The sequence below is a fragment of the Mycobacterium sp. 852002-40037_SCH5390672 genome (genome assembly GCF_001665875.1).
Classification (GTDB): Bacteria; Actinomycetota; Actinomycetes; order Mycobacteriales; family Mycobacteriaceae; genus Mycobacterium.
The window spans coordinates 36275-59981 of sequence record NZ_LZTA01000069.1; the positions used below are offsets into that span (position 1 = coordinate 36275).

General features: G+C 67.5%; 20 protein-coding genes and 1 pseudogene. 8 read left to right on the forward strand and 13 right to left on the reverse strand.

The window, feature by feature from the left end; translation table 11 throughout:
• Positions 1-85: 85 nt before the first annotated feature.
• The 3 genes from A5782_RS10875 to A5782_RS10885 form a co-directional block, all read right to left on the reverse strand.
• Positions 86-2290 (reverse strand): malate synthase G, encoded by a 2205-nt coding sequence (locus tag A5782_RS10875; RefSeq protein WP_067099268.1) that lies wholly within the window; start codon positions 2288-2290, stop codon positions 86-88.
• Between the two features lie 283 nt (positions 2291-2573).
• On the reverse strand, positions 2574-3614 hold the full coding sequence (locus A5782_RS10880) for a hemolysin family protein (RefSeq protein WP_067099270.1): 1041 nt from the start codon (positions 3612-3614) through the stop codon (positions 2574-2576).
• Positions 3611-4981 (reverse strand): hemolysin family protein, encoded by a 1371-nt coding sequence (locus A5782_RS10885; RefSeq protein WP_067099272.1) that lies wholly within the window; start codon positions 4979-4981, stop codon positions 3611-3613. Before A5782_RS10885 ends, A5782_RS10880 begins: the two co-directional genes overlap by 4 nt.
• Positions 4982-5295: 314 nt before the next feature.
• Here A5782_RS10885 and A5782_RS10890 point away from each other — a divergent pair, with 314 nt between their 5' ends.
• Positions 5296-5913 carry a GNAT family N-acetyltransferase gene (locus A5782_RS10890; protein ID WP_067099274.1) on the forward strand — a complete coding sequence of 206 codons (618 nt, stop codon included), beginning with the start codon at positions 5296-5298 and terminating at the stop codon, positions 5911-5913.
• 82 nt (positions 5914-5995) lie between these two features.
• On the opposite strand, the pseudogene A5782_RS26105 reads toward A5782_RS10890, so the two are convergent.
• From A5782_RS26105 to A5782_RS10910, 5 genes and pseudogenes are all read right to left on the reverse strand, one after another.
• A pseudogene (locus A5782_RS26105) lies at positions 5996-6140 on the reverse strand (acyl carrier protein); the annotation flags it as partial.
• Between the two features lie 10 nt (positions 6141-6150).
• Positions 6151-7587 (reverse strand): GuaB1 family IMP dehydrogenase-related protein, encoded by a 1437-nt coding sequence (locus A5782_RS10895; RefSeq protein WP_067099277.1) that lies wholly within the window; start codon positions 7585-7587, stop codon positions 6151-6153.
• A 52-nt stretch (positions 7588-7639) separates the two neighbouring features.
• On the reverse strand, positions 7640-9097 hold the full coding sequence (gene gndA, locus A5782_RS10900; protein WP_067099280.1) for an NADP-dependent phosphogluconate dehydrogenase: 1458 nt from the start codon (positions 9095-9097) through the stop codon (positions 7640-7642).
• A 101-nt stretch (positions 9098-9198) separates the two neighbouring features.
• On the reverse strand, positions 9199-10149 hold the full coding sequence (locus A5782_RS10905; RefSeq protein ID WP_067099282.1) for a M56 family metallopeptidase: 951 nt from the start codon (positions 10147-10149) through the stop codon (positions 9199-9201).
• Positions 10150-10163: 14 nt separating this feature from the next.
• Positions 10164-10583, reverse strand: a complete 420-nt coding sequence (locus A5782_RS10910) for a BlaI/MecI/CopY family transcriptional regulator (protein WP_067099284.1) — start codon at positions 10581-10583, stop codon at positions 10164-10166.
• Positions 10584-10904: 321 nt separating this feature from the next.
• On the opposite strand from A5782_RS10910, the gene A5782_RS10915 reads away from it, so the two are divergent.
• Positions 10905-11333 (forward strand): PaaI family thioesterase, encoded by a 429-nt coding sequence (locus A5782_RS10915; protein ID WP_369815616.1) that lies wholly within the window; start codon positions 10905-10907, stop codon positions 11331-11333.
• Positions 11334-11426: 93 nt separating this feature from the next.
• On the opposite strand, the gene A5782_RS10920 is transcribed toward A5782_RS10915, so the two are convergent.
• From A5782_RS10920 to A5782_RS10930, 3 genes are all read right to left on the reverse strand, one after another.
• Positions 11427-12812, reverse strand: a complete 1386-nt coding sequence (locus A5782_RS10920) for an NAD(P)/FAD-dependent oxidoreductase (RefSeq protein WP_067099287.1) — start codon at positions 12810-12812, stop codon at positions 11427-11429.
• A 186-nt stretch (positions 12813-12998) separates the two neighbouring features.
• Positions 12999-13922 (reverse strand): LLM class F420-dependent oxidoreductase, encoded by a 924-nt coding sequence (locus A5782_RS10925; protein ID WP_197694199.1) that lies wholly within the window; start codon positions 13920-13922, stop codon positions 12999-13001.
• 47 nt (positions 13923-13969) lie between these two features.
• A complete protein-coding gene (locus tag A5782_RS10930; protein ID WP_067099293.1) occupies positions 13970-14647 on the reverse strand; it encodes an SDR family oxidoreductase in 678 nt (225 codons plus the stop codon).
• A 247-nt stretch (positions 14648-14894) separates the two neighbouring features.
• On the opposite strand from A5782_RS10930, the gene modA reads away from it, so the two are divergent.
• The 6 genes from modA to A5782_RS10960 all read left to right on the forward strand — a co-directional run bounded on the left by modA (position 14895) and on the right by A5782_RS10960 (position 20319).
• Positions 14895-15671 (forward strand): molybdate ABC transporter substrate-binding protein, encoded by a 777-nt coding sequence (gene modA / locus A5782_RS10935; protein ID WP_067099295.1) that lies wholly within the window; start codon positions 14895-14897, stop codon positions 15669-15671.
• Positions 15672-15680: 9 nt separating this feature from the next.
• On the forward strand, positions 15681-16475 hold the full coding sequence (locus tag A5782_RS10940) for an ABC transporter permease (RefSeq protein ID WP_067099297.1): 795 nt from the start codon (positions 15681-15683) through the stop codon (positions 16473-16475).
• 8 nt (positions 16476-16483) lie between these two features.
• Positions 16484-17590 (forward strand): sulfate/molybdate ABC transporter ATP-binding protein, encoded by a 1107-nt coding sequence (locus A5782_RS10945; RefSeq protein ID WP_067099299.1) that lies wholly within the window; start codon positions 16484-16486, stop codon positions 17588-17590.
• Positions 17591-17712: 122 nt separating this feature from the next.
• The gene (locus A5782_RS10950) at positions 17713-18798 is read left to right on the forward strand and encodes an alanine and proline-rich secreted protein Apa (protein WP_067099301.1); all 1086 of its coding nucleotides are present in this window, start codon (positions 17713-17715) and stop codon (positions 18796-18798) included.
• 145 nt (positions 18799-18943) lie between these two features.
• Complete coding sequence (locus A5782_RS10955) at positions 18944-19243, forward strand: GlsB/YeaQ/YmgE family stress response membrane protein (RefSeq protein WP_067099303.1); 300 nt, start codon at positions 18944-18946, stop codon at positions 19241-19243.
• Positions 19244-19290: 47 nt separating this feature from the next.
• Positions 19291-20319, forward strand: coding sequence for a zinc-binding alcohol dehydrogenase family protein (locus A5782_RS10960; RefSeq protein WP_067099305.1), 1029 nt, complete (start codon positions 19291-19293; stop codon positions 20317-20319).
• A 6-nt stretch (positions 20320-20325) separates the two neighbouring features.
• Here A5782_RS10960 and A5782_RS10965 read toward each other — a convergent pair whose 3' ends face one another.
• A complete protein-coding gene (locus A5782_RS10965) occupies positions 20326-21087 on the reverse strand; it encodes a CPBP family intramembrane glutamic endopeptidase (RefSeq protein ID WP_067099307.1) in 762 nt (253 codons plus the stop codon).
• A gap of 176 nt (positions 21088-21263) precedes the next feature.
• A complete protein-coding gene (locus A5782_RS10970; RefSeq protein ID WP_067099309.1) occupies positions 21264-23669 on the reverse strand; it encodes a phosphoketolase in 2406 nt (801 codons plus the stop codon).
• Positions 23670-23707 lie beyond the last annotated feature (38 nt).

The following is a 23707-nucleotide window of genomic DNA, read 5'->3' on the forward strand; positions in this document are numbered from 1 at the left end:
CTTTCCGTCGATCCATCGATAACTCGGCGCCGATTGTAGTCATCAGCGGCACTATGACACGTTTGAACCCGATTTGAGCGCAGGCTCAATTCGACTGCGCGGCGTGCGCCTTAACCTCACGCCGACGGCGATGCAGGATCGGCTCGGTGTAACCGTTGGGTTGCTGCGTTCCGGTCAGGATCAGATCCTGGGCGGCGAGGAAGGCCACGCTGTCGTCGAAGTTGGGCGCCATCGGCAAATACGCCGCGTCCTTGGCGTTTTGTTCGTCGACCAGCGGGGCCATCCGCTCCAGGCTGGCCCGCACGTCCTCCTCGGTGATCACCCCGTGGCGCAGCCAGTTGGCCAGCAGCTGGCTCGAAATCCGCAGCGTGGCACGGTCTTCCATGAGCGCCACGTCGTGAATGTCGGGCACCTTGGAGCAGCCGACGCCCTGCGCGACCCAGCGCACCACGTAGCCCAGGATGGACTGGCAATTGTTGTCGACCTCCTCGCGGATCTCCTCGGGAGCCCAGGCCAGCTCCTTGGCCAGCGGGATGGTCAGCAACTCTTCGATCTTGGTGCGCTTCTTGCCGGCGAGTTCCTCCTGCACGGCGCCCACGTCGACGTAGTGGTAGTGCATCGCGTGCAGGGTGGCCGCCGTCGGCGAGGGCACCCACGCGGTGGTCGCGCCCGCCTTCGGTTGGCCGATCTTCTGTTCGACCATGTCGGCCATCAGCTCGGTCATCGCCCACATGCCCTTACCGATCTGGGCCTTGCCCTTGAAGCCGGCCGCCAGGCCGATGTCGACGTTGGCGTCCTCGTAGGCCTTGATCCAGGTGCTGTTCTTCATCGCACCCTTGCGGATCATCGGGCCGGCTTCCATCGAGGTGTGGATCTCGTCGCCGGTGCGGTCCAGGAAGCCGGTGTTGATGAACACCACCCGGTCGGCCGCGGCCTTGATGCAGGCCTTGAGGTTGACGGTGGTGCGTCGTTCCTCGTCCATGATGCCGACCTTGAGGGTGCCCTGGGGCAGGCCGAGGACGTCTTCGACGCGGCTGAACAGCTCGCAGGTGTAGGCGACCTCGTCGGGTCCGTGCATCTTGGGCTTGACGATGTAGATGGAACCGGTGCGGCTGTTGGCCAGCGGACCGTTGGCGTCCCCGGTCTTGAGGCCGTGGATCGCGGTCAGGCCGGTGAACAGCGCATCCATGATGCCCTCGAACACCTCTTTTTCTTCGTCGCCTTCGCTCCACACGATCGCGTCGTTGGTCATCAAATGGCCCACGTTGCGCACGAACAGCAGGCTGCGGCCGGGCAGGGTCAGCTCGCCCTCGCCGTCGGGTGTGCGGTAGGTGCGGTCCTCGTTGAGCACCCGGGTAAAGCTCTTGCCGTCCTTGCGGACCTCTTCGGACAGATCGCCCTTGTTCAGCCCGAGCCAGTTGCGGTAGCCGAGCACCTTGTCGTCGGCGTCGACGGCGGCCACCGAGTCCTCGAAGTCCATGATCGTGGTGATGGCCGATTCCAGGACCACGTCCTTGATGCCCGCGGTGTCGGTCTTGCCGACCGGTGATTCCGGATCGATCAGGATCTCGATGTGCAGGCCGTGATTGGCCAGTAACACCGACCAATTCGGGGCGCCGAGCTCGCCGGCGTAGCCGGCGAACTTCTCCGGGCTGGCCAGCCCGACGGATCCATCGGAGGTCGCGACCTTGAGCTGGCCGTCCTCGACACTGAGCCCCGTCGCTTCGGCCCACGACCCGGATTCCAGCGGCACCGCTTCATCGAGGAACTTGCGCGCGTAGGCGATCACCTTGTCGCCGCGCACCTTGTTGTAGCTCGTGCCCTTTTCGGCGCCGGCGTCTTCAGGGATGACATCCGTGCCGTACAGGGCGTCGTAGAGCGAGCCCCACCGGGCGTTGGCGGCGTTCAGCGCGAACCGCGCGTTGAGCACCGGCACCACCAGCTGCGGGCCGGCGGTCGTGGTGATTTCGTCGTCGACGCCGGAGGTCGTGATGGTGAAGTCCGCGGGTTCGGGTAGCAGATATCCGATTTCGGTGAGGAACTTGCGGTACGCCTCGATGTCGAGCGGCTCGATGACGCGCTGGCGGTGCCACTTGTCGATCTGGGCCTGCAGTTCATCACGCCGGCGCAGTAAATCCTGGTTCTTGGGGGTGAGGTCGGTGATCACCTTGTCAACGCCCGCCCAGAAACTGTCCGGGTCGATGTCGGTGCCGGGCAAGGCCTCGTTGTTCACGAAGTCGTAGAGCACTCTGGCGACGCGCAAGTTCCCCGCCGACACGCGATCAGTCATGATTCTCCTCAGTCAATAAGCCGCGCTGGACCATCGTCGGGCCAGATCGGCAATGTCATAAGCCTACCGAGCGCGACCTCGCGAGCGTTATTCGCCCGACCCGGCAGGCGCAGGTCAGGCCGCGCTGGCAGTACCAAGAATGACGCTGCGGCGAGCACCGGGATCTGTTTCCAGCAACGCATGTTCCGCGCGCCTTCGGTCCTTCGCCGTCCAGCACTTTCTTAACTGGTAGCCGGGGAAGATCATACGGGCTGCGCGCGGTGACATCGGCCGGCCAGTGTCGCTACGCGTCGCGCATGGTCCCGACGAGGTCTTCAACCAGGTCTTCCATCGCCACCATGGCCACCACGGCGCCGCTTTCGTCGGTCACCAGCGCCAGATGACTGTTGCTGCGGCGCATTCGCGAGAGGGCATCGGCCAGCGGCAGTGACCGGGACAGCCGCGGGAGCGGCCGCACCTTCGCCAGATCGATCACCGTCTGTGGATCGTCGTCGAGCGTCAGCACGTCCTTGATGTGCAGATATCCGACGAAGGCGCCGCTGACGCTGGCCACCGGGAACCGGGAGTAACCGGTCTGGGCCAGGGCTTGCTCGACCGCGCCGACGGTCGGGCCCGAGCCCGCCGCGGCCACCGGCACCGCGTGCACAGCGGCGAGGGGGACTGCCACGTCTCCGACGACGCGGTGGCGGATTTGCAGCGCCCGGGTGAGCCGGGTCCGTTCCTCCCGGTCCAGCAAGCCCTCGGACTCGGATTCGGCGATCATCTCGCTGAGCTCCACGGGGGAGACTGTGATCTCCAGCTCGTCCTTGGGCTCGACCCCGAATGCACGCACCACCACGTTGGCGCATTTGTTGTAGAACACGATGAATGGTCGGACGGCCCGCACGTAGGCCAGATACGGCGGGACGAGCAGCATCGCGGTGCGCTCGGGGCCGGCCAGTGCGATGTTCTTCGGCACCATCTCGCCCAGCAGCACATGCAGCGTCACCACGATCGCCAGCGCGATCGCGAACGACAACGTGTGCAGCAGCGTCGGGTGAATTCCGGTGAGCCCCAGCGCCGTCCGCAGCAGATTGGATACCGCCGACTCGCCGATCCGCCCAAGCAGCAGGGAGGCGGCCGTGATGCCCAACTGGGCACCGGCCAGCATGGACGGCAGTTGCTCCCCGGCGCGGATCACCGTGACCGCGGCCGCTTTGCCCTGTTCGGCCAGCGCCTCGAGGCGGTCGCGCCGTGCCGAGATCAGCGAGAACTCCGCCCCGACGAAGAATGCGTTCACCCCGATCAGCACGCAGGCCAGCAGCAGGCCCATGGTGTCGCTCATCGGTGCCCCCTGGTTGCCGGGACCTCGCCGTGATTGCTCAGTTCGATCAATTCGAGCAGGTCGATCCGGCGTCCATCCATCCGGATAACCGTTGCCTGCCAGCATGTCACGGCATCCGGCAAGCCATCGGGGTCCAACGCGGGCAACTTCACGGTGTCACCGGCCACCGGAATGTGACCGATCTCGCGCAGCACCAGGCCGCCGATGGTCTCGTAGGGGCCTTCCGGTGCCCGAAAGCCAATGGCGGTGGCCACCTCATCGATGCGCAGCAGGCCCGATACCCGCCAGCCGCTGCCGGCGGGCACGACGTCCGGCGTCGCGTCGTCGTGCTCGTCGCGGACATCGCCGACGATTTCTTCGATCAGGTCCTCGCCGGTCACCATGCCGGCGGTGCCGCCGTATTCGTCGACGACCAGAGCGGTCTGCAGGCTGTTGGCCCGGATCTCGGCCATCACCGCGTCGCCGTCCAGGGTTGACGGCACCTTCGGAACTGGCTGGGCCACCGTGGTCAGCCGCGTGCGGGCGCGTTCGGCCCGCGGGATGGCGAACACCTGCTTGACGTGCACGATGCCGACCGTCTCGTCGAGGTCACCGTCGACGATGGGGAAGCGGGAGAATCCGGATTCGGCGGCCGCGGTCACCAGGTCGGCGACCGTATCGTCGGTCTGCAGCGCCACGATTTTGGACCGCGGCGTCATCAGCTCTTCGGCGCTCAGGGTGCCGAACTGCAGCGATCGGCGCACCAGGGCCGCCGTGGCGGCGTCCAGGGCGCCGCTGCGCGCCGACGACCGCACCAGCGACAACAGCTCTTGCGGTGACCGGGCCGACCGCAACTCTTCGGCCGGTTCGACGCCGAGTCGGCGCACGATCCAGTTGGCCGCGCCGTTGGTCAGTCGGATCGCCGGGGTGAGCAGCAGCGAGAACAACAGCTGAGCACTCACGACGGCGCGGGCCGTCGACAGGGGCCGGGCCACCGCCAGGTATTTGGGGACGAGCTCGCCGAACACCATTGAGACCGACGTGACGATCACCAGCACCAGGAAGGCCATGATCGCATCGCCGACCTTGTCGGGGATGCCGATGGCATCCAGCCACGGATGCGGCAAGTCGGCGACCATCGGATCGGTCAGATATCCGGCCGCCAGCGTGGTGGCCGAGATGCCCAGCTGGGCGCCCGACAGTTGAAACGACAGCCGGTGGTGCGCGCGGCGGATCCAGCGGTCGCGGCGCCCACCGCCGCGGGCGTTGGACTCCACGGCGCTGCGGTCCAAGGTGGTCAGCGAGAACTCCGCGGCGACGAAGACGGCGTTGCCGAAGATGAGCACCGCGATCGCCACAACGCTGATCACGGTGACGGTGATGTTCATGAAGTATGCCGCCCCGATGGGGAAGGTTTGGTCAGCAGAAAAGGCACCGGGGGAGGCTCCGCGTCGGGCGGTTCGTCTGACGGCCCGTGCGCCCGCAAGCCGATGGCCTGCACGGGTGCCTGCGGCACGTCGATCCTTTCGCTGCCTGGTGGCCGAGCGGTCGCGGTTGCTTCCGTCTTTGCTGTCTTATGCTAGCCGGGGCGCGGGCGCACGGCGCCGCCCAATCCCGGCGACGCCGGTTTCGCCGCTCTCATGCTGCCCCAGCCCCCGGTTGACTATGGGTTGCCTAACCTTACTAGTAGGCTTGGCGCACTATGTCCGACGCTCAGACGCCGTCCATTCATGTGCTCCCGCGCGAACGCTTCGACATCCCCGATGAGGTAGCACGCATTGCCCGCCCACCGGTTCCCGCACTGGATCCACCCTTCGGCATGCGCGTGGCGCAGCTCGAGGACGTGGACATGGTGACCGAGTGGATGAACCGCCCGCATCTGGCGCAGGCTTGGGAATACGACTGGCCGGCGCCGCGCTGGCGGCAGCACCTGAGCGCCCAGCTGGACGGGACGTATTCCCTGCCGTTACTTGGCAGCATCCGCGGCACAGATTGCGCCTACCTCGAACTATATTGGGGTGCAAAGGATTTGATTTCTCGCCACTACGACGCCGAGCCGTACGACCTGGGCCTACACGCCGCCATCGCGGACCCGAAACTGGTGCACCGCGGCCTGGGCCCGATGCTGTTGCCCCGGATCGTGGTCAGTGTCTTCTCGGCGGTGCCCCGGTGTCGCCGGGTCATGTTCGACCCCGATCACCGCAACACCACCGCGCGCAGGCTATGCGAGTACGTCGGATGCAAGTTCCTCGGTGAGCACGACACGACGAACCGGCGCATGGCGCTCTATGCGCTGGAAGCCCCGACCACGAACTCGTAGCCGCGGTAATCGGGCACCCGGCAACGTTCTCGGCCAACCCCTGCGCTCCCGGCCAGGGATGGTGGCCAACGCCGCGGCCAGTTCACGCATCGCCAGGTTTCGCCGCGATCGCGGCCTGCAAGTCGCCGACCCCTGTCGCAGCTCAAGAGTTCCTCTTCGGACAGCGACACACCCAGCCGCTCTTCGATCGCCACCATGCCCACGGCGAAGGCCACCGAATCCAGTCCCTAGCAGGTGTCACCACCCCTGCGGTAGCGGATGCCCCTCGGCGAAGCCCGCCGTCGACTGCACGCCGACCACGACCCGGTCATACAGCTGCGCCAGATTCGCGGCGCCGACGTAGGTGCACGTGCTGCGCACGCCCGAGGTGATGTGATCGAGCAAATCCTCGACACCGCCGCGGGCCGGGTCCAGCCCCATCCGGGACGTCGAAATGCCTTCCTCGAACAGCGCTTTGCGGGCCCGATCGAACGCGGTGTCCGCCCCCCGCCGCGCGACCACCGCCCGTTTGGAGGCCATGCCGTAGCTCTCCTTGTACGGCTGGTCGTCGCGGTCGCGCATCAGATCGCCGGGCGACTCGTAGGTTCCGGCGAACCACGACCCGATCATCACGTTGGACGCCCCCGCCGCCAGCGCCAGCGCCACGTCCCTCGGGTGCCGAATGCCGCCGTCGGCCCATACATGTCCGCCCAGTTGCCTTGCCGCGGAAGAACATTCGACAACGGCGGAGAATTGCGGGCGGCCGACACCGGTCATCATCCGGGTGGTGCACATCGCGCCCGGTCCGACACCGACCTTCACGATGTTCGCCCCGGCGCCCAGCAGATCGCGGGTGCCCTCCGCCGAGACGACGTTGCCCGCCGCCAGCGGCACACCCAGTTGCAGCGCCGCGACCGTCCGGATCGCCTCGATCGTCTTGACCTGGTGTCCATGCGCCGTGTCGATGACCAGCACGTCGATACCGGCCTCGACCAGCGACCGCGCCTTGGCTCCGACGTCGCCGTTGATGCCGACGGCCGCGCCCACCCGCAGTCGGCCCCGCGCGTCGACGGCCGGGGTATACAGGCCCGCACGGATCGCGCCGGTGCGGGTCAGCACACCGGCCAGCGTGCCGTCGGCGCTCGTGACGACCGCGACACCGATGGGTGACTGCTCCAGCAGATCGAAGACCTTGCGCGGCTCGGTCCCCACCGGGGCGCTGACGAAATCGGTCATCGCGATGTCGCGCACCCGGGCGAAGCGATCCACGCCCACGCACGACGATTCGCTCACCAGACCGAGGGGACGGCCCTCGAAGGCCACCACGGCGACACCGTGCGCACGCTTGTGGATCAGCGCCATCGCATCGGACACCGAGTCGTCGGGCCCGAGCACCACCGGGGTGTCGAGCACCAGGTCGCGGCTCTTGACGAATTCCACCGTCTGCTGCACCGCGGTGATCGGGAGGTCCTGCGGCAAGATGACGAGGCCGCCGCGCCGCGCCACCGTCTCGGCCATCCGCCGCCCCGCCACCGCGGTCATGTTGGCGACGACGACCGGAATCGTGGTGCCCGAGCCGTCGCCGGTGGACAGGTCGACGTCGAAGCGGGACGCGACCTCCGAGCGGTTCGGCATCACGAAGACGTCGTTGTAGGTCAAGTCGTATGCGGGTCTGTGCCCGTCGAGAAACCTCATCGCAGTCGCCCCACCAATTCGAGCCCCCTTCACGCCTTCTGGTGCCGCCCGGCTACGCGGGCACCTCGGTGCGATCTCCGCTCCACAGGGTGTGGAAGCGCTTGTCCGGGTCGTCATCGACGCGGCCGTAGGTGTGAGCGCCGAAGAAGTCGCGCAACCCCTGGGTGAGTGCGGCCGGCAGCCGCTCTGTGCGCAGTGCGTCGTAGTAGGACAGCGCCGAGGAGAAACCGGGGATCGGGATGCCGAGTTCGGTGGCCTTCACCACGACTCGGCGCCAGCTGTCGATCGATTCCTCGATGGCGCTGCGGAAGTAGGGCGCGACGATCAGCGACGGTAGGTCGGCGTCGGCGTCGAACGCCTCCTTGATGCGGTTGAGGAACTTCGCCCGGATGATGCAGCCGCCGCGCCAGATGGTCGCCATGTCACCGGGGGTGATGTCCCAGTCGTACTCGGCGCTGCCCGCCTGGATCTGGTTGAAGCCCTGTGCGTAGGCGATGATCTTCGACGCATACAGCGCCTTGCTCACGTCGTCGATGAATTGGGCTGCGTCGCTTGGCTTCTCGCCCAGCCGACCGGAGGCCAGGCCGGTGGTGGCCTTGCGTTGGGCGACCGAGCCGGACAGGGCGCGGGCGAACACCGCCTCGGCGATGCCGGTCACGGGCACACCGAGATCGAGCGCGGACTTCACGGTCCAGCGGCCGGTGCCCTTCTGTTCGGCCTCGTCGAGGATGAGGTCCACCAGCGGCTTGCCGGTCTTGGCGTCGGTTTGGCGCAGCACCTGCGCGGTGATCTCGATCAGGAAGCTGTCCAGGTCGCCCTTGTTCCATTCGGCGAACACGTCGGCGATCTCGGGCGCGGTCTTGCCGAGCCCGTCGCGCAACAACTGGTAGGCCTCACCGATCAGCTGCATGTCGGAGTACTCGATGCCGTTGTGCACCATCTTGACGAAGTGCCCGGCGCCATCGGGTCCGATGTGGGTGCAGCACGGCACGCCGTCGACGTGTGCGGAGATCTCCTCGAGCAGCGGGCCCAACGACGTGTACGACTCGGCCGGGCCGCCCGGCATGATCGACGGGCCGTTGAGCGCGCCCTCTTCACCACCGGAGATGCCGGCCCCGACGAAGTGCAGACCGCGCTCGCGGATCGCCTTCTCCCGGCGGATGGTGTCGGTATAGAGGGCATTGCCGCCGTCGATGATGATGTCGCCTTCTTCCATGGCGTCGGCGAGCTCGTTGATGACGGCGTCGGTGGCCTCGCCGGCCTTGACCATGATCAGCACCCGGCGCGGCTTCTCCAGCGCATCCAGGAATTCGGCGATCGTTTCCGAGCGCACGAACTCGCCCTCATCGCCGTGCTCCTTGAGCAGCGCATCGGTTTTGGCGACCGAGCGGTTGTGCAGCGCCACCGTGTAGCCGTGCCGGGCGAAGTTGCGGGCGATGTTGGAACCCATCACGGCCAGGCCCGTGACGCCGATCTGCGCGGTGCCGGTCTTCGCGTCCGACGAACTCATGTTTTCGCCTCTCAATTTGGAGAACCATTCGGCAAAAGCCTTCGGTGACACTGTGGCACAGCGAACAGTCAGGCGCCCGGGGTGATCAGCTCTCGGCTGCGTCAGAGGTTGAAGAGGCGTTCCAGCTCGGTGAGCCACGGGACGGCAAGCGCGACCGTGGGCACCACGAAAACGGCCGCCGCGCCCAGGTATGCGGCCGCCGACAGCAGCGGACTGTTGCCGCGTCCGCCCAGCCGGCGCACTCTGAGCACCGTGCTGGGGCCGCTGGCCGCGAGCGCGCCCGACGGGGCCCGCCCCGAGGCGCACGCGACCAGCGCCCGGGCCAGGGGAGCGCGTCCGGCGGCGCGGACCGCCGCGTCGTCGGCGAGCAGCTCAACCAGAAGCTGAACCGCGCCGAGTGCATTGGCGCTGCGCACCAGCCGGGGGAAGGCCGCGTGCACGGCGGTGAAGGCCTCCAGCACCAGGTCGTGGCGCGCCCGCAGATGTGCGCGCTCGTGGGTGAGGATCGCCTGCACTTCGGCGTCGGCGAGCGTGGTCAGCGTTCCTTCGCTGACCACCACCCGGCTGCGCACGCCGGGCAGGCAGTAGGCGAGCGGTTGCGGGACGCCCAAGACGCGAAGATCGCGGGTGCGGGCGCAGGGCTGGGAGAGTGCCGCGCCGTGGCCGACTCCGACCAGGTCGACCACCATGCGGTGGTGAGCCCGCCGTTTCCGGTTGGCGATGGCCACCCGCATCACGGCGACCACCAGCCTGGCGCCGACCAGCACGGTCAAGGCGAAAACGCTGATGTATACCGTCCACAGCGGCCAGCCGAGGCGGTCGGCGGCGCCGACGATGCTGGTCGTGGGCCGCCCGTCGCGGCCGGGCATCAGCAGTCGGGTCGCGATCGCGATGCCCGCGCTGAACGCCGACAGGACCGCGGCCAGCGCGACGGCTTGCCAGAGCACCATTGCGGCGCGGGGAGCGCGCAGCGGCCAGCGCGCGCGTGCCAACATTGCCGGCACCGGGCCGGTCAGCAGCACCGCGAGAATGATGAAAGCCAGCGCGGACACACTGTAAGTGTCCCTCAGCCCTCCGGTGCAGCGCCAGCAGATGGCGAGTTATTGCGTTGATTGGCTTCCAGTTCTGCGAGTGCGCGCCGAAGCGCCTCGGCCTCGTCGGCGCCGACGCGTTCGACGAAGTGCACCAGCGCGGCCTGCCTGCCCCCGGAATCTTCGGCCTGGGACAGCGCATCCACCATGAGTCCGGCGACCAGTTCGTCGCGGCCGTGCACCGGTGCGTACCGATGTGCCCGGTCGTCGCGGATCTGGGAGACCAGGTTCTTCTTGGCCAGCCGTTGCAGCACGGTCATGATCGTGGTGTAGGCGAGGTCGCGCTGTGCCGACAACGCCTCATGGACCTGGCGAACGGTCTGAGGCTCGGGCGTGGACCACAGATGGTCCATGACGGCCCGTTCTAGATCCCCCAGCCGGGTCAATTTGGCCATAGTTCGTTCATCTCCTGAGCGTCGAAACTAGCGTACTCCGGCTTACTACCGACGGTCGTACGGAAAGCTGACAAATAACTGTGTCGGCCGCCGTGCCCGCCCCGAACGCGAACAAGAAGAACACTACCTCTTGCAAAGTTAGGGCAGCCTTGCCTATGCTAATCGGGTCGAGCGATAACGGACCGTGTGAGAGTCCTGAGGGCTGCAGCGACCCCCGGTCTACTCGATCGGCGAGCCCCGTGCCTTCATGGCACGGGGCTCAGCCGTTTTCAAGGGCAGCATCCCGCTTTGAGCGTGCTTGCGGGGCCATGGTGTAGACACATGGACGTGCCAGAGCCGCAGAAAACGATCCTTCCGCCGGACTTCTCCGCACCCTTCGACCGCGAGATCGGGCTGCAATTCACCGAACTCAGCCCCGACGGTGCGCGCGCCCAGCTCGAGGTCACACCCAAGCTCTTGCAGCCGATGGGTTTGGTGCACGGCGGCGTTTACTGCTCGATGGTCGAAAGCATGGCGAGCGTGGCCGCCTATACCTGGCTGGCCACTCGCGGCGGCGGAAATGTGGTGGGCGTCAACAACAACACCGATTTCCTGCGCTCCATCGGCTCGGGGACGGTGTACGGCACGGTCGAACCAATCCATCGCGGCCGCAGCCAGCAGTTGTGGTTGGTCACCATCACCGACAGCGACGAGCGCGTCATCGCCCGCGGTCAGGTGCGACTGCAGAATCTCGAAGTGCGTGAAGGCTGATCGGGCGACTCGCCACGCGGCCGTCCGGCAGTCTATGAATCCCGCTGTCCGGCAGACTCATTCGGGCACCGCGGGGCCTCAGGCCATAGCCGGCTAGCTGGCCCGCCTTGCCGCCGGCCGTTTGGTCTCGGCAGCCACCACCGCCAACTGTTCGAGCCGGGTCCGGGCGAACGCCTGCTGCTCGGTGATGGTGAGCTGACCGCGCCGGGTGCTCAGGAACGTCACCGTCCAGGACAGCAGCGTGCTGATCTTCGTCTTGAACCCGACCAGGTACACCAGGTGCAGAACCAGCCACGCGAACCAGGCGAACAGGCCGCTGAACTCGACCGGCCCGATCTTGGCGACCGCGGAGAACCGCGAGACCGTGGCCATGGAGCCCTTGTCGAAGTACTGGAACGGCTCTCGCTCTGCCGGGTTGGCGCCGCCGAGCTCGGCCTTGATGGCGCTGGCGACGTACTTGGCGCCCTGGATAGCACCCTGCGCCACCCCGGGCACGCCTTCGACGGCGGCCAGGTCGCCGATGACGAACACATTCGGGTGGCCGGGGACCGACAGGTCGGGCAGCACCTTCACGCGGCCGGCACGGTCCAGCTCGACGGACGACTGGTCGGCGAGGTCGCGGCCCAGCGGGCTGGCCGACACTCCGGCGGACCACACCTTGCATGCCGATTCGATGCGCCGGATGGTGCCGTCGGAATCCTTGACCGTGATGCCGTTGCGGTCGACGTCGGTGACCATCGCACCCAACTGGATCTCCACGCCCATCTTTTCCAGCCGGGCAGCCGCGCGCTCGCCCAGCTTGTCGCCGAAGGGCGGCAGCACGGCGGGCGCGGCATCGAGCAGGATCACCCTTGCCTTCGTCGAGTCGATGTGTCGGAAGGAGCCCTTCAACGTGTACTTCGCCAATTCCGCTATCTGCCCGGCCATTTCGACGCCGGTGGGACCGGCCCCGATCACGGTGAACGTGAGCAGCTTGGCCCGTCGTTCCGGATCGCGGGACCGCTCGGCCTGTTCGAACGCGCTCAGGATCCGGCCCCGCACCTCGAGCGCGTCGTCGATCGACTTCATGCCCGGTGCGAACTCCGCGAAATGGTCGTTGCCGAAATAGGATTGGCCAGCGCCGGCGGCGACGATCAAGCTGTCGTAGGGGGTGTCGTAGGTGTGCCCGAGCAAGTCGGACACCACGAACTTGCCCTCCAGATCGATGTGGGTGACGTCACCGAGCAGCACCTGAACGTTGCGCTGCCGGCGCAGCACGACCCGGGTGGGCGGTGCGATATCCCCTTCGGACACAATGCCTGTCGCCACCTGGTACAGCAACGGCTGGAAAAGGTGATGCGTGGTACGGGCGATCAGTTTGATGTCGACGTTGGCGTGCTTGAGCTTCTTTGCCGCGTTCAATCCACCGAAACCGGAGCCGATGATGACGACCTGGTGACGGCGCTCCGGTCCAGCTGTGGTACCTGGCTGGGGGCTCATGACTCCGCTGCTCCTGACGAGGGCTTCTGGACGCGCGACTGCAACTAGCCACCACGCTAGTCAGGCGGATACCCCCAAACCTAGCTGGCAACATGTGTAATCAAACACATCGTCAGTATCACGGCTGGTCGGCCGACGTGATACTCGTCATGTTGTGCCGTCGGGTGCGCTGAGCGGCGGAAAGACCTACAGGCCCACGAGCGGACGCAGTGCTTCGCCGGCCGCCTGGATAACGCCGGGCGTGTAGAAGGGCAGGTTGATGATCACGCCTTTTATGCCCGCGTCGATCACCTTGGTCTTGATCTGATCGGCGACCGAATCCGGCGTGCCGACCACCATGCGCTGCGTCATCTCGGCGGGAATCTGGTCGAGGTTCGCGTTTTCGTCGATCAGCACCGTGGTCAGCGTGCTGGTTTCCAGGGTGGAGGGGTCGCGGCCGACCTCCTCGCAGGCTCGGCGCACGGCATCCAGTTTGCGCGGCAGCTCGTCGAAACCCGCGATCACGTTGAGGTGGTCGAAATGCCGTGCGGCAAGCGGGATCGTCTTCTTCTCGCCGCTGCCGCCGATCATCAACGGAATGCGGTCCCGGAAACGGGGATTGGCGAACGCCTCGTTGGCCTGGTACCACTTGCCCGAGAAGGTGGCCCGCTCGCCCTTGATCATCGGCAAGATGATCTCCAGGGCCTCGTCGAGCCGGTTGAATCTGTCGGTGAACGTGCCGAATTCGAAGCCCAACTGATCGTGCTCGAGCTGGAACCATCCGGTACCGATCCCCAGAATGGCTCGGCCCTGGCTCACCACGTCCAGCGTGGTGATGGTCTTCGCGAGCAGCGTCGGGTTTCGATACGTATTGCCGGTCACCAACGTGCCCAGCTGTACCCGCTCGGTGGCGGTGGCCAGTGCCCCCAGGGCGGTGTAGGCCTCCAGCATCGGCTGATCGGGCGAGCCCAGCATCGGCAGTTGATAGAAGTGGTCCATCACGAAAACCGAGTCGAATCCAGCGGATTCGGCCTCGCGGGCTTGCGCGATGACGGTGGGGAAGAGTTGCTCAACCCCGGTGCCGTAGGAAAAGTTGGGAATCTGCAGACCGAGTCGAATAGCCACGAGAATTACCGTAGCGATAGGCCCGGCCCTGCGCGACCGGCGCGCGTTACGCCTCAGGCGAAACGAGCCAGCGCGCCGTGGCTCACGTGCAACGTCTGGCCGGTGATGTGGCGAGCCGCCGAGGTGGTCAAGAACAACGCCAACCGGGCGGCCTCCGCGGCCACCGGCGCTTGTGTGCGGGACAGTCCGTCGTAGCCGGCCTCGGCGCTGCGTCCACTGGCCACGACGTTGACCGTGATTCCGCGGGTGCCGAAAATGCTTGCCTGGCCCGCGGTCCAGTTCGACAGGGCGGCTTTGATCGCCGCGTCGGCGCTGCCCGCCGGTGGGTTCTCGGGCACCACACTGATGATGGAGCCGCCCGAACGCAGGTGATCACCCACGGCCTGCACGGTCAACACCGCCGAGAGCACCGTCGCGTCAAGGGCATTGCGCCAGGCGTTGGCGGTATCGGCCATCGAATAGGTGCGCGGGTCGCCGGCGTCCCAGGTGGGCGCCGGCACGTTGACGATGGTGTCCAGATGATGCGGGAACAGGGGACGGGCCTCTTCGAGGCTGGCGGGGTCGGTGGTGTCGCAGACGATCGCCTCGACTTCCAGCTCCTTGGCGGCGATCTCCACGTCACTCTTGCGTGCGCCCACCAGGGTCACTTTGTGGCCGTCATCGCGGAAGCCCTCGGCTACCGCGCGCCCCAGCTCCGTGTCTCCGCCGGTAACCAGCACCTCCACCGCCATGACCTCCTCGCGTTCAACGCTGAACCCAGGGCAGTTCCGGGTGGCGAACACCGCAGGACCGCGAACATCTGCCTGGATCTCAGCGCGTTATGGCATCAATCCCCAGATATGTTACTGGACAGTAGCTAGTCGGCGAAACTTTCGCCGGCGCGACGCGCGGATCATTTGAGTAACTATTCGGCCGTCACTTTCTTGCGGCGATTCAACCCCCGGGCGGACCGCATCATCGGCGGGCTAGGGTTCACCCATGCGTCGGATCGGGATCCTGGCCGCGGTGGTTTCGGCGGTGCTGATGGCGGGTCTGATCGGGTGCAGTGCGAAGTCGCCCTCCTCGCCGTCGTCGGCGACATCCGGCAAGGTCATGGTGTTCGCCGCCGCGTCGCTCAAGCCGGCCTTCACCCAGATCAGCCAACAATTCAAGTCCCAAAATCCGGGTATCGGCGTCGAATTCGAGTTCGCCGGCTCCTCTGACCTGGCGACCCAGTTGACGCAGGGCGCGACGGCCGACGTCTTCGCCTCGGCCGACACCGCCCAGATGGACACGGTCAACAAGGCCGGCTTGCTGAGCGGCAACCCGACGAACTTCGCGTCCAACACATTGGTCATCGTCACCGCGCCGGGCAACCCGAAAAAGGTCGGGTCCTTCGCGGATCTGTCCAAGCCGGGGCTCAACGTGGTGATCTGCCAGCAACCGGTGCCGTGCGGGGCGGCGACCCAGCGCGTCGAAGACAGCACTGGTGTGCGTCTCAACCCGGTCAGCGAGGAACTCAGCGTGACGGATGCCCTCAACAAGGTCACCAGCGGCCAGGCCGACGCCGCGCTGGTGTATGTCACCGACGCCAAATCCGCCGGCAGCAAGGTCGCGACCGTGAACTTTCCGGCGGCCGCCACCGCGGTGAACGTCTATCCCATCGGCGTGCTGAGGAAGGCGCCGCTCGCCGCTCAGGCCCAGAAGTTCGTCGACCTGGTGACCTCACCGACCGGGCAGCAGATCCTGGCCCGGGCCGGCTTCGCGAAACCCTGATCGCCGCCCATGCACCGGCCGACGGACCTGCCTCGCTGGGTGTATTTCCCCGCGGCGGCGGGGACCGTCTTCGTGGTGCTGCCGTTGGTGGCCATCGCGGTCAAGGTCGACTGGCCGCATTTCTGGTCGCTGATCACCAGCGCATCGTCGAGGGCGGCATTGCTGCTGAGCCTGAAGACCGCGGCGGCCAGCACGGTGTTGTGCGTGGTGGTCGGGGTGCCGATGGCGCTGGTGCTGGCGCGCGGCACGGCGCGCGTGATCCGGTTGCTCCGGCCGCTGATCCTGCTACCCCTGGTGCTGCCGCCGGTGGTGGGCGGCATCGCGTTGCTGTACGCGTTCGGCCGGCTCGGATTGCTGGGCCGGTATCTGGAGGCTGCGGGCGTCAGCATCGCGTTCAGCACCACCGCGGTGGTGCTGGCACAGGCCTTCGTTTCGTTGCCGTTCCTGGTGATCTCCCTCGAGGGCGCCGCGCGTACCGCGGGCGCCGATTTCGAGGTGGTGGCGGCGACGTTGGGTGCGCGCCCGAGTGTCATCTGGTGGCGCGTCACCCTGCCGCTGGTGTTGCCGGGCGTGGTGTCGGGGGCGGTGCTGGCCTTCGCCCGCTCGCTGGGCGAGTTCGGTGCGACGCTGACATTCGCCGGATCCCGGCAGGGGGTCACCCGCACGCTGCCGCTGGAGATCTACCTGCAACGGGTGACCGACGCCGATGCCGCTGTGGCGCTGTCGATCCTGCTGGTGGTAGTGGCGGCCCTGGTGGTGCTGGGCCTGGGCACTCGCGGGCTGACCGGGACTGACACCAGGTAAGCGGAGCCATGAGCGAATTGCAGCTGCGCGCGGTCGTCGCCGACCGCCAGGTGGACGTGGAGTTCTGCGTGGCCGCGGGAGAGGTGCTCGCCGTGCTCGGCCCCAACGGCGCCGGCAAATCGACTGTCCTGCATGTCATCGCGGGACTACTTCGTCCCGACCACGGGGTGGTGCGGCTGGGGGACCGGATCCTGACCGACACCGCGGCCGGGGTAAGCGTCGCGACGCACGACCGCCGGGTCGGGCTGCTGCTACAGGACGCACTGCTGTTCCCGCACATGAGTGTTGCCGCCAATGTCGCGTTCGGCCCGCACAGTCGGCGGCGCGCGGCGTTGCGCTCGGGTCGCGGCACGGCGACAGCGACTGCGCTGCGCTGGTTGCGCGAAGTGGATGCCGAGCGCTTCGCCGACCGGAAACCGCGACAGCTCTCCGGCGGACAAGCCCAGCGGGTAGCAATCGCCCGGGCACTGGCGGCCGAACCCGACGTGTTGCTTCTCGATGAACCGCTGGCCGGCCTCGACGTCGCCGCGGCCGCCGCGATCCGGGCGGTGCTGCGCAGGGTCATCGCCCGCATCGGCTGCGCGGCGGTCCTGGTGACCCACGATCTGCTCGACGTGTTCACCCTGGCTGACCGCGTCCTGGTGCTGGAGTCCGGCAAGATTGCCGAAATCGGCTCGGTGCCCGATGTTCTCACCGCACCGCGCAGTCATTTTGCGGCCCGCATAGCGGGCATCAACCTGGTTAATGGAACCGTTGGCCGCGACGGCTCGCTGCACACGGACTCCGGCGACCACTGGTATGCGGCCCCACCGGCGAGCGGCGAACCGCTCGCACCGGAACAGCACGCGATCGCGGTGTTCCCGCCCACGGCGGTGGCCGTCTATCGCGAGCAGCCGCACGGCAGCCCCCGCAACACCGTCGAGATCACCGTGGCGGAGATGGATGTCCGCGGTCCGGCGGTGTTGGTGCGCGGCGCGCAGCAACCCGACGGCGCCCCGGGCCTGGCCGCGGAGATCACCGTCGACGCCGCTTCGGAGCTGCAATTGGTGCCTGGTGATCGGGTGTGGTTCTCGGTCAAGGCCCATGAGGTGGCGCTGCATCCCGCCGCTCGGTGAGTCGTTGCGAAGAGCCGCGCCGCCCCGACGAAGATTGCACATTGGCAACATCGGTAGATCCACACCGCATTAGTCCGCAATGCATCCTTGCGTCACAGCGGTAACACGGTAGGTTCGTCGCCATGGAGCAGGTGGATCCGACCTCGACCCGTCGCAAAGGACTGTGGACGACGCTGGCAATCACCGCGGTGACCGGCGCCAGCGCAGTCGCCATCGCGTTGCCGGCAACCTCGAACGCCGATCCCGAGGTGCCGACCCCGGTCCCACCAACGACGGCCGCGGCCCCGCCCGGTGCGCCGGCGACCAACGCGCCGCCGGCCGCCCAGGCGCCGAACGGGCAACCGGTACCGGGTGATCCCAACGCCGTCCCGCCACCGCCGCTCAACCCGAACGGCGCGCCGCCACCACCCGTCGACCCGAACGCGCCGCCACCACCGCCGGTTGACCCGAACGCCGGGCGGATCACCAACGCGGTCGGCGGATTCAGCTACGTCCTGCCCGGCGGCTGGGTGGAGTCGGACGCTTCGCACCTCGACTACGGCTCGGCGCTGCTGAGCAAGGTCACCGGCCCGCCGCCGATGCCCGACCAGCCACCGCCGGTTGCCAACGACACTCGCATCGTGATGGGCCGCCTGGATCAAAAGCTCTACGCCAGCGCGGAAGCCGACAACGCCAAGGCCGCGGTGCGGCTGGGGTCGGACATGGGCGAGTTCTTCATGCCCTATCCCGGCACTCGCATCAACCAGGACAGCACCCCGCTCAACGGAAGCAACGGAAGCACCGGCAGCGCGTCGTATTACGAAGTCAAGTTCAGCGATGCGTCCAAGCCGAACGGCCAGATCTGGACCGGCGTCATCGGTTCGGCCAACGGCGGGACCGCCCAACGCTGGTTTGTGGTGTGGCTCGGAACCTCGAACGACCCGGTGGACAGGGGCGCGGCCAAGGCGCTCACCGAGTCGATCCAGGCCTGGACGCCGCCGGCGGCACCGCCATCGGCTCCTGGGGCTCCGGCAGCGCCCGCACCGGCTCCTGGAGCTCCGGCAGCGCCTGCGGCTCCGGGAGCCCCCGCACCGGCACCTGCTGCACCTGCGGCCCCGGGAGCGCCCGCGCCGGCTCCCGCGGCTCCCGTCGCGCCGGGAGCGCCCGCGCCGGCCTCCGAGGTCAGCCCGACACCCACACCCACACCGCAGCAGACGTTCTCGACCTGACCGCAGCGATCGGCCGGCGCGGTCGTAACGGAAACCGACTGGTCAACCGTCTCCAATCGGCGCTCATTTCGTGACCCAAACTGGGTATACCGAGAGACGGCCCAGCAAATAGCTGGGCTTTGCCAGCGATTACAAGGAGACCTTTATGACCGTCTTGGCAGCTACCGAGTTTCTTGCCCGCTCCAGCACTCTGACCAGCGTCGGCTGGATCGGCTACATCATCATCGGCGGCCTGGCCGGAGCCCTCGCCAGCAGGATCATCCGGGGCAGCGGAGCCGGCATCTTGATGGACATCGTGATCGGCATCGTCGGCGCGCTGATCGGTGGCTTCATCCTGAGCTTCTTCGTCAACACCGCGGGCGGCGGAATCATCTTCACCTTCTTCACCGCCCTGCTCGGCGCCGTGCTCTTGCTCTGGGTCGTCGGCATGGTGCGCAGGACGTAATCGGCTTAAGCCGTTGCGGCCGTGGTGGTTAGCGGCATGATGGGTTGATGCCTCCACCGGTGACCACCACGGCAATGCGCGCCTGGCGCGTACGTCGACCCGGGCCGATGAACACCGGCCCGTTGGAGCGAGTCACCGCCGAGGTGCCACGACCAGGGCCTTCCGAACTGCTGGTGGCCGTGCGCGCGTGCGGCGTCTGCCGCACCGACCTGCACGTCGCCGAAGGCGATCTGCCCGTCCACCGCGACGGGGTTACTCCCGGTCATGAGGTGGTCGGGGAAGTCATCAAAATGGGCTCCGAGGCCGGCGCCGAATTCCGGGTGGGGGACCGGGTAGGTATCGCCTGGCTGCGTCACACCTGCGGCGTATGCACGTACTGCCGTCGCGGCGACGAGAACCTATGCCCAAACTCCCGCTACACCGGCTGGGACGCTGACGGCGGCTACGCCGAATTCGCTACCGTCCCGGCCGCTTTCGCGCACCCACTGCCGGGCGGGTACAGCGACAGCGAGCTGGCGCCCCTGTTGTGCGCGGGCATCATCGGCTACCGCTCGCTGCTGTGCGCGGAGCTGCCGCCCGGTGGGCGCCTGGGCCTCTACGGCTTCGGCGGCAGCGCCCACATCACCGCGCAGGTAGCGCTGGCGCAAGGCGCTGAGGTACACGTGATGACCCGCGGGTCCCGGGCGCAGGAACTGGCGTTGGAGCTCGGCGCCGCATCGGCGCAAGGCGCGACCGATCGGCCGCCGGTGCCGCTGGACGCCGCGATCCTGTTTGCCCCGGTTGGGGATCTGGTGCTGCCCGCGCTCGAAGCGCTGGACCGCGGCGGCACCTTGGCGATCGCCGGGATCCACCTGTCCGATATCCCGGCCCTGAACTACCAGCGTCACCTGTTCCAGGAACGCCAGGTCCGATCGGTCACATCCAACACCCGGGCCGACGCGCGGGCCTTCCTCGACTTCGCGGGTGAGCACCACATCGAGGTGACGACGCCGGAATATCCGCTCGGGCAAGCCGATCGGGCGCTGGCGGACCTGAGCGCCGGGCGCATCGCCGGTGCGGCGGTGCTGCTGGTGTGATCTGGGTCAGGTGGACAGGTGCCACACCAGGGCGGCGGCCAGCGCGCCGAGCCCGTTCAATGACCAGTGCAGCGCGATCGGCGCGATCAGGCTGCCGCTGCGCCGGCGCAGCCAGCTGAAGACGAATCCGGCGGCCCCGGTGGCCAGCACCGCGCCGGTCACCCCCGCCATCATGCCGACCATCCCCGCGCCGAACAGCCGGGTGAAGCCCACGTTGCTGCTGGTCAGCCCGAACGACGTGGCGACGTGCCACAGCCCGAACAACAGCGAGCCCGCCAGCGCGACGCCGCGAAAGCCCCAGGCCCGGTTGAGCGCGCCGTGCAGGACGCCCCGAAAGGCCAGTTCCTCGGGGATGACCGTCTGCAGCGGGATGACGACCATCGACGCGATCATCGCCCCGGAGATCGTGGCGTAGCGGTGGTTCATGAACATGGGCCGGGTCGCCGGTAGCAGTACGCCCAGCGCGATCACCGATGCCACGACGACGACGGCGGCCACCGCGTAACCCAGGCCGGGCTTCCAGTGCTCGCGGCCCAGGCCAAGGTCCGCCCAGCCCAGCCCGCGGCACCGCATCAGGATGACCAACCCGACCGCGGCGGCCGGGACGGTGGCGACGCTCGCCCATGGCGTGGTGAAGTGGGCGATCAGGTTGCTCAGCACCAGCACCACCACGACGACCGCGATGTCGAGGTTGATCCGGAATCTGTGCAGCGCCGAGAGCTGGGACACCACGGGATGAATGTCGGCTGTGCCGGTGGCGTCAAGCATCCGACCAGTTTACCGGCGGACCGCGGACCCGACCGTTCAACGAGATTGCCGCCCCGGTCGTGCTCGGCCCCGAAGCACAGCCGTCACGGCAATCTCGGCGTCAGATCACTCAGTCGCCCAGGTCCGATGGGTCGCCTCGCTCGCATCACTCACTACGCTCGTTCTGCTCGCTCGCATCACTCACTACGCTCGTTCTGCTCGCTCGTCGTCCAGGTCCAGCCGGCGATCTGCGGGTCGTCCTCGCCGTGCTCGCGGGTGTACATCCGCGCGGCGAGGCGGGCGTCGACCATGCGCTGGCGCAGCATGGCGGCGCGACTGGCCAACCCGTCCACCCGGTCGATGACATCGATGACCAGGTGGAACCGGTCCAGATCGTTGAGCATCACCATGTCGAAGGGCGTGGTCGTGGTCCCGCGCTCCTTGAAGCCGCGCACGTGCAGGTGGGCGTGGTTGGTGCGGCTGTAGGTGAGCCGATGGATCAGCCAGGGATAGCCGTGGTAGGCGAAAATGACCGGCTTGTCCCGGGTGAACAGCGCGTCGAACTCGCGGTCCGGCAGGCCATGCGGGTGCTCGGAGTCCGGCTGCAGCCGCATCAGGTCGACGATATTGACCACCCGCACACCCAGCTCAGGCAGTTCGGAGCGCAGGATGTCGGCCGCGGCCAGCGTCTCCAGCGTGGGGATGTCGCCGGCGCAGGCCAGCACCACGTCGGGGTCGTCGGTGGCCGTACTCGCCCACGGCCAGATGCCCAGGCCGCGGGTGCAGTGCGCGATGGCGTCGTTCATGTCGAGGTAGGCCAGTGCGGGCTGCTTACCGGCGACGATGACGTTGATGTAGTCGCGGCTGCGCAGGCAGTGATCGGCCACCGAAAGCAGTGTGTTGCCGTCGGGCGGCAGGTAGACCCGGGTCAGCTCCGGCCGCTTGTTGGCGACGAGGTCGATGAAGCCCGGGTCCTGGTGTGACGCGCCGTTGTGGTCTTGGCGCCAGACGTGCGAACTGAGCAAGTAGTTCAGCGACGCGATGGGCCGCCGCCACGGCAATTCCCGGCTGGTGGCAAGCCATTTCGCGTGCTGGTTGAGCATCGAGTCGACGATGTGCACGAACGCCTCGTAGCAGTTGAACAGCCCGTGCCGCCCGGTCAGCAGGTAGCCCTCCAGCCAGCCCTGGCACAGGTGCTCGGAGAGCACCTCCATCACGCGTCCGTCGGGCGCGAGGTGCTCGTCGTCGGGTTCGACCTCCGAAAGCCACACCTTGTCCGTCGATCCGAAGACGGCGTCGAGCCGGTTGGACGCGGTCTCATCGGGTCCCATCAGCCGGAACCGGTCCCGGTTGCGGGCGATCACGTCGCGCAGAAACGTGCCCAGCACCCGGGTGGCCTCGTGCGTGGTAGCCGCCGGCCGCTCGAGGGCCACGGCGTAGTCACGAAAGTCCGGCAGGTCCAGATCGTGCAGCAACAGCCCGCCGTTGGCATGCGGATTGGCGCTCATCCGGCGATCGCCGGTGGGCGCCAACGCCCGCAATTCGTCACGTAGCCTGCCGTTTTCGTCGAAAAGCTGCTCCGGTGCGTAGCTGCGCAGCCATTCCTCGAGCTGGGCGCGGTGTTCGGGATTGTCGTGCGTCTCGGACAGCGGCACCTGATGCGAGCGCCAGGTGCCCTCGACCTTCTTGCCGTCCACCACCTTGGGCCCGGTCCACCCCTTGGGTGTGCGCAGCACGATCATCGGCCACACCGGCCGCTCGGTCCGACCGCCGCCGCGGGCTGCGCTCTGGATGGCCGCGATGTCGTCGAACGCGTCGTCGAGGGCGGCCGCCAGTTGCTGATGCACGGCGGCCGGGTCGTCGCCGGCAACCGTGATCGGCCGGTAGCCGTAGCCGCGCAGCAGAGATTCCAGCTCGTCGTGCGGGATGCGGGCCAGCACCGTCGGGTTTGCGATCTTGTAGCCGTTGAGCGCCAGGATGGGCAGCACCGCGCCGTCGGTCACCGGGTTGAGGAACTTGTTGGAGTGCCAGCTGGCGGCCAGCGGCCCGGTTTCGGCCTCGCCGTCGCCGACGACGCAGGCCACCACCAGGTACGGATTGTCCATGGCCGCGCCGTAGGCGTGCACCAGCGCGTAACCGAGCTCACCGCCCTCGTGAATGGATCCCGGCGTCTGGGCCGCGACGTGGCTGGGGATGCCGCCGGGGAAGGAGAACTGCCGGAACAGCTTGCGCAGCCCTTCGGTGTCCTCCTCGATGCCGGTGTACACCTCGCTGTAGGTGCCCTCGAGGTACGCGTTGGCGACCAGGCCGGGGCCGCCGTGGCCCGGCCCGGTCACGTAGATGACGTCGGCGTCGCGGTTGCGGATGATCCGGTTCAGGTGCGCGTAGACGAGGTTGAGCCCGGGCGTGGTGCCCCAATGCCCCAGCAACCGCGGTTTGACGTGCTCGGTGGACAGCGGTTCGTTGAGCAGCGGGTTGTCGAGGAGATAGATCTGGCCGACCGACAAATAGTTGGCGGCACGCCAGTACTTGTCGATCAGAGCCAGTTCGTCGTCGGAGAGCGGAGATTGCGCGGGCGCGGAGGTTCGGGTTTCTAGGCTCACTCGGCCGATTGTCCGCGCCTTCGGCGAACAATGCTCGT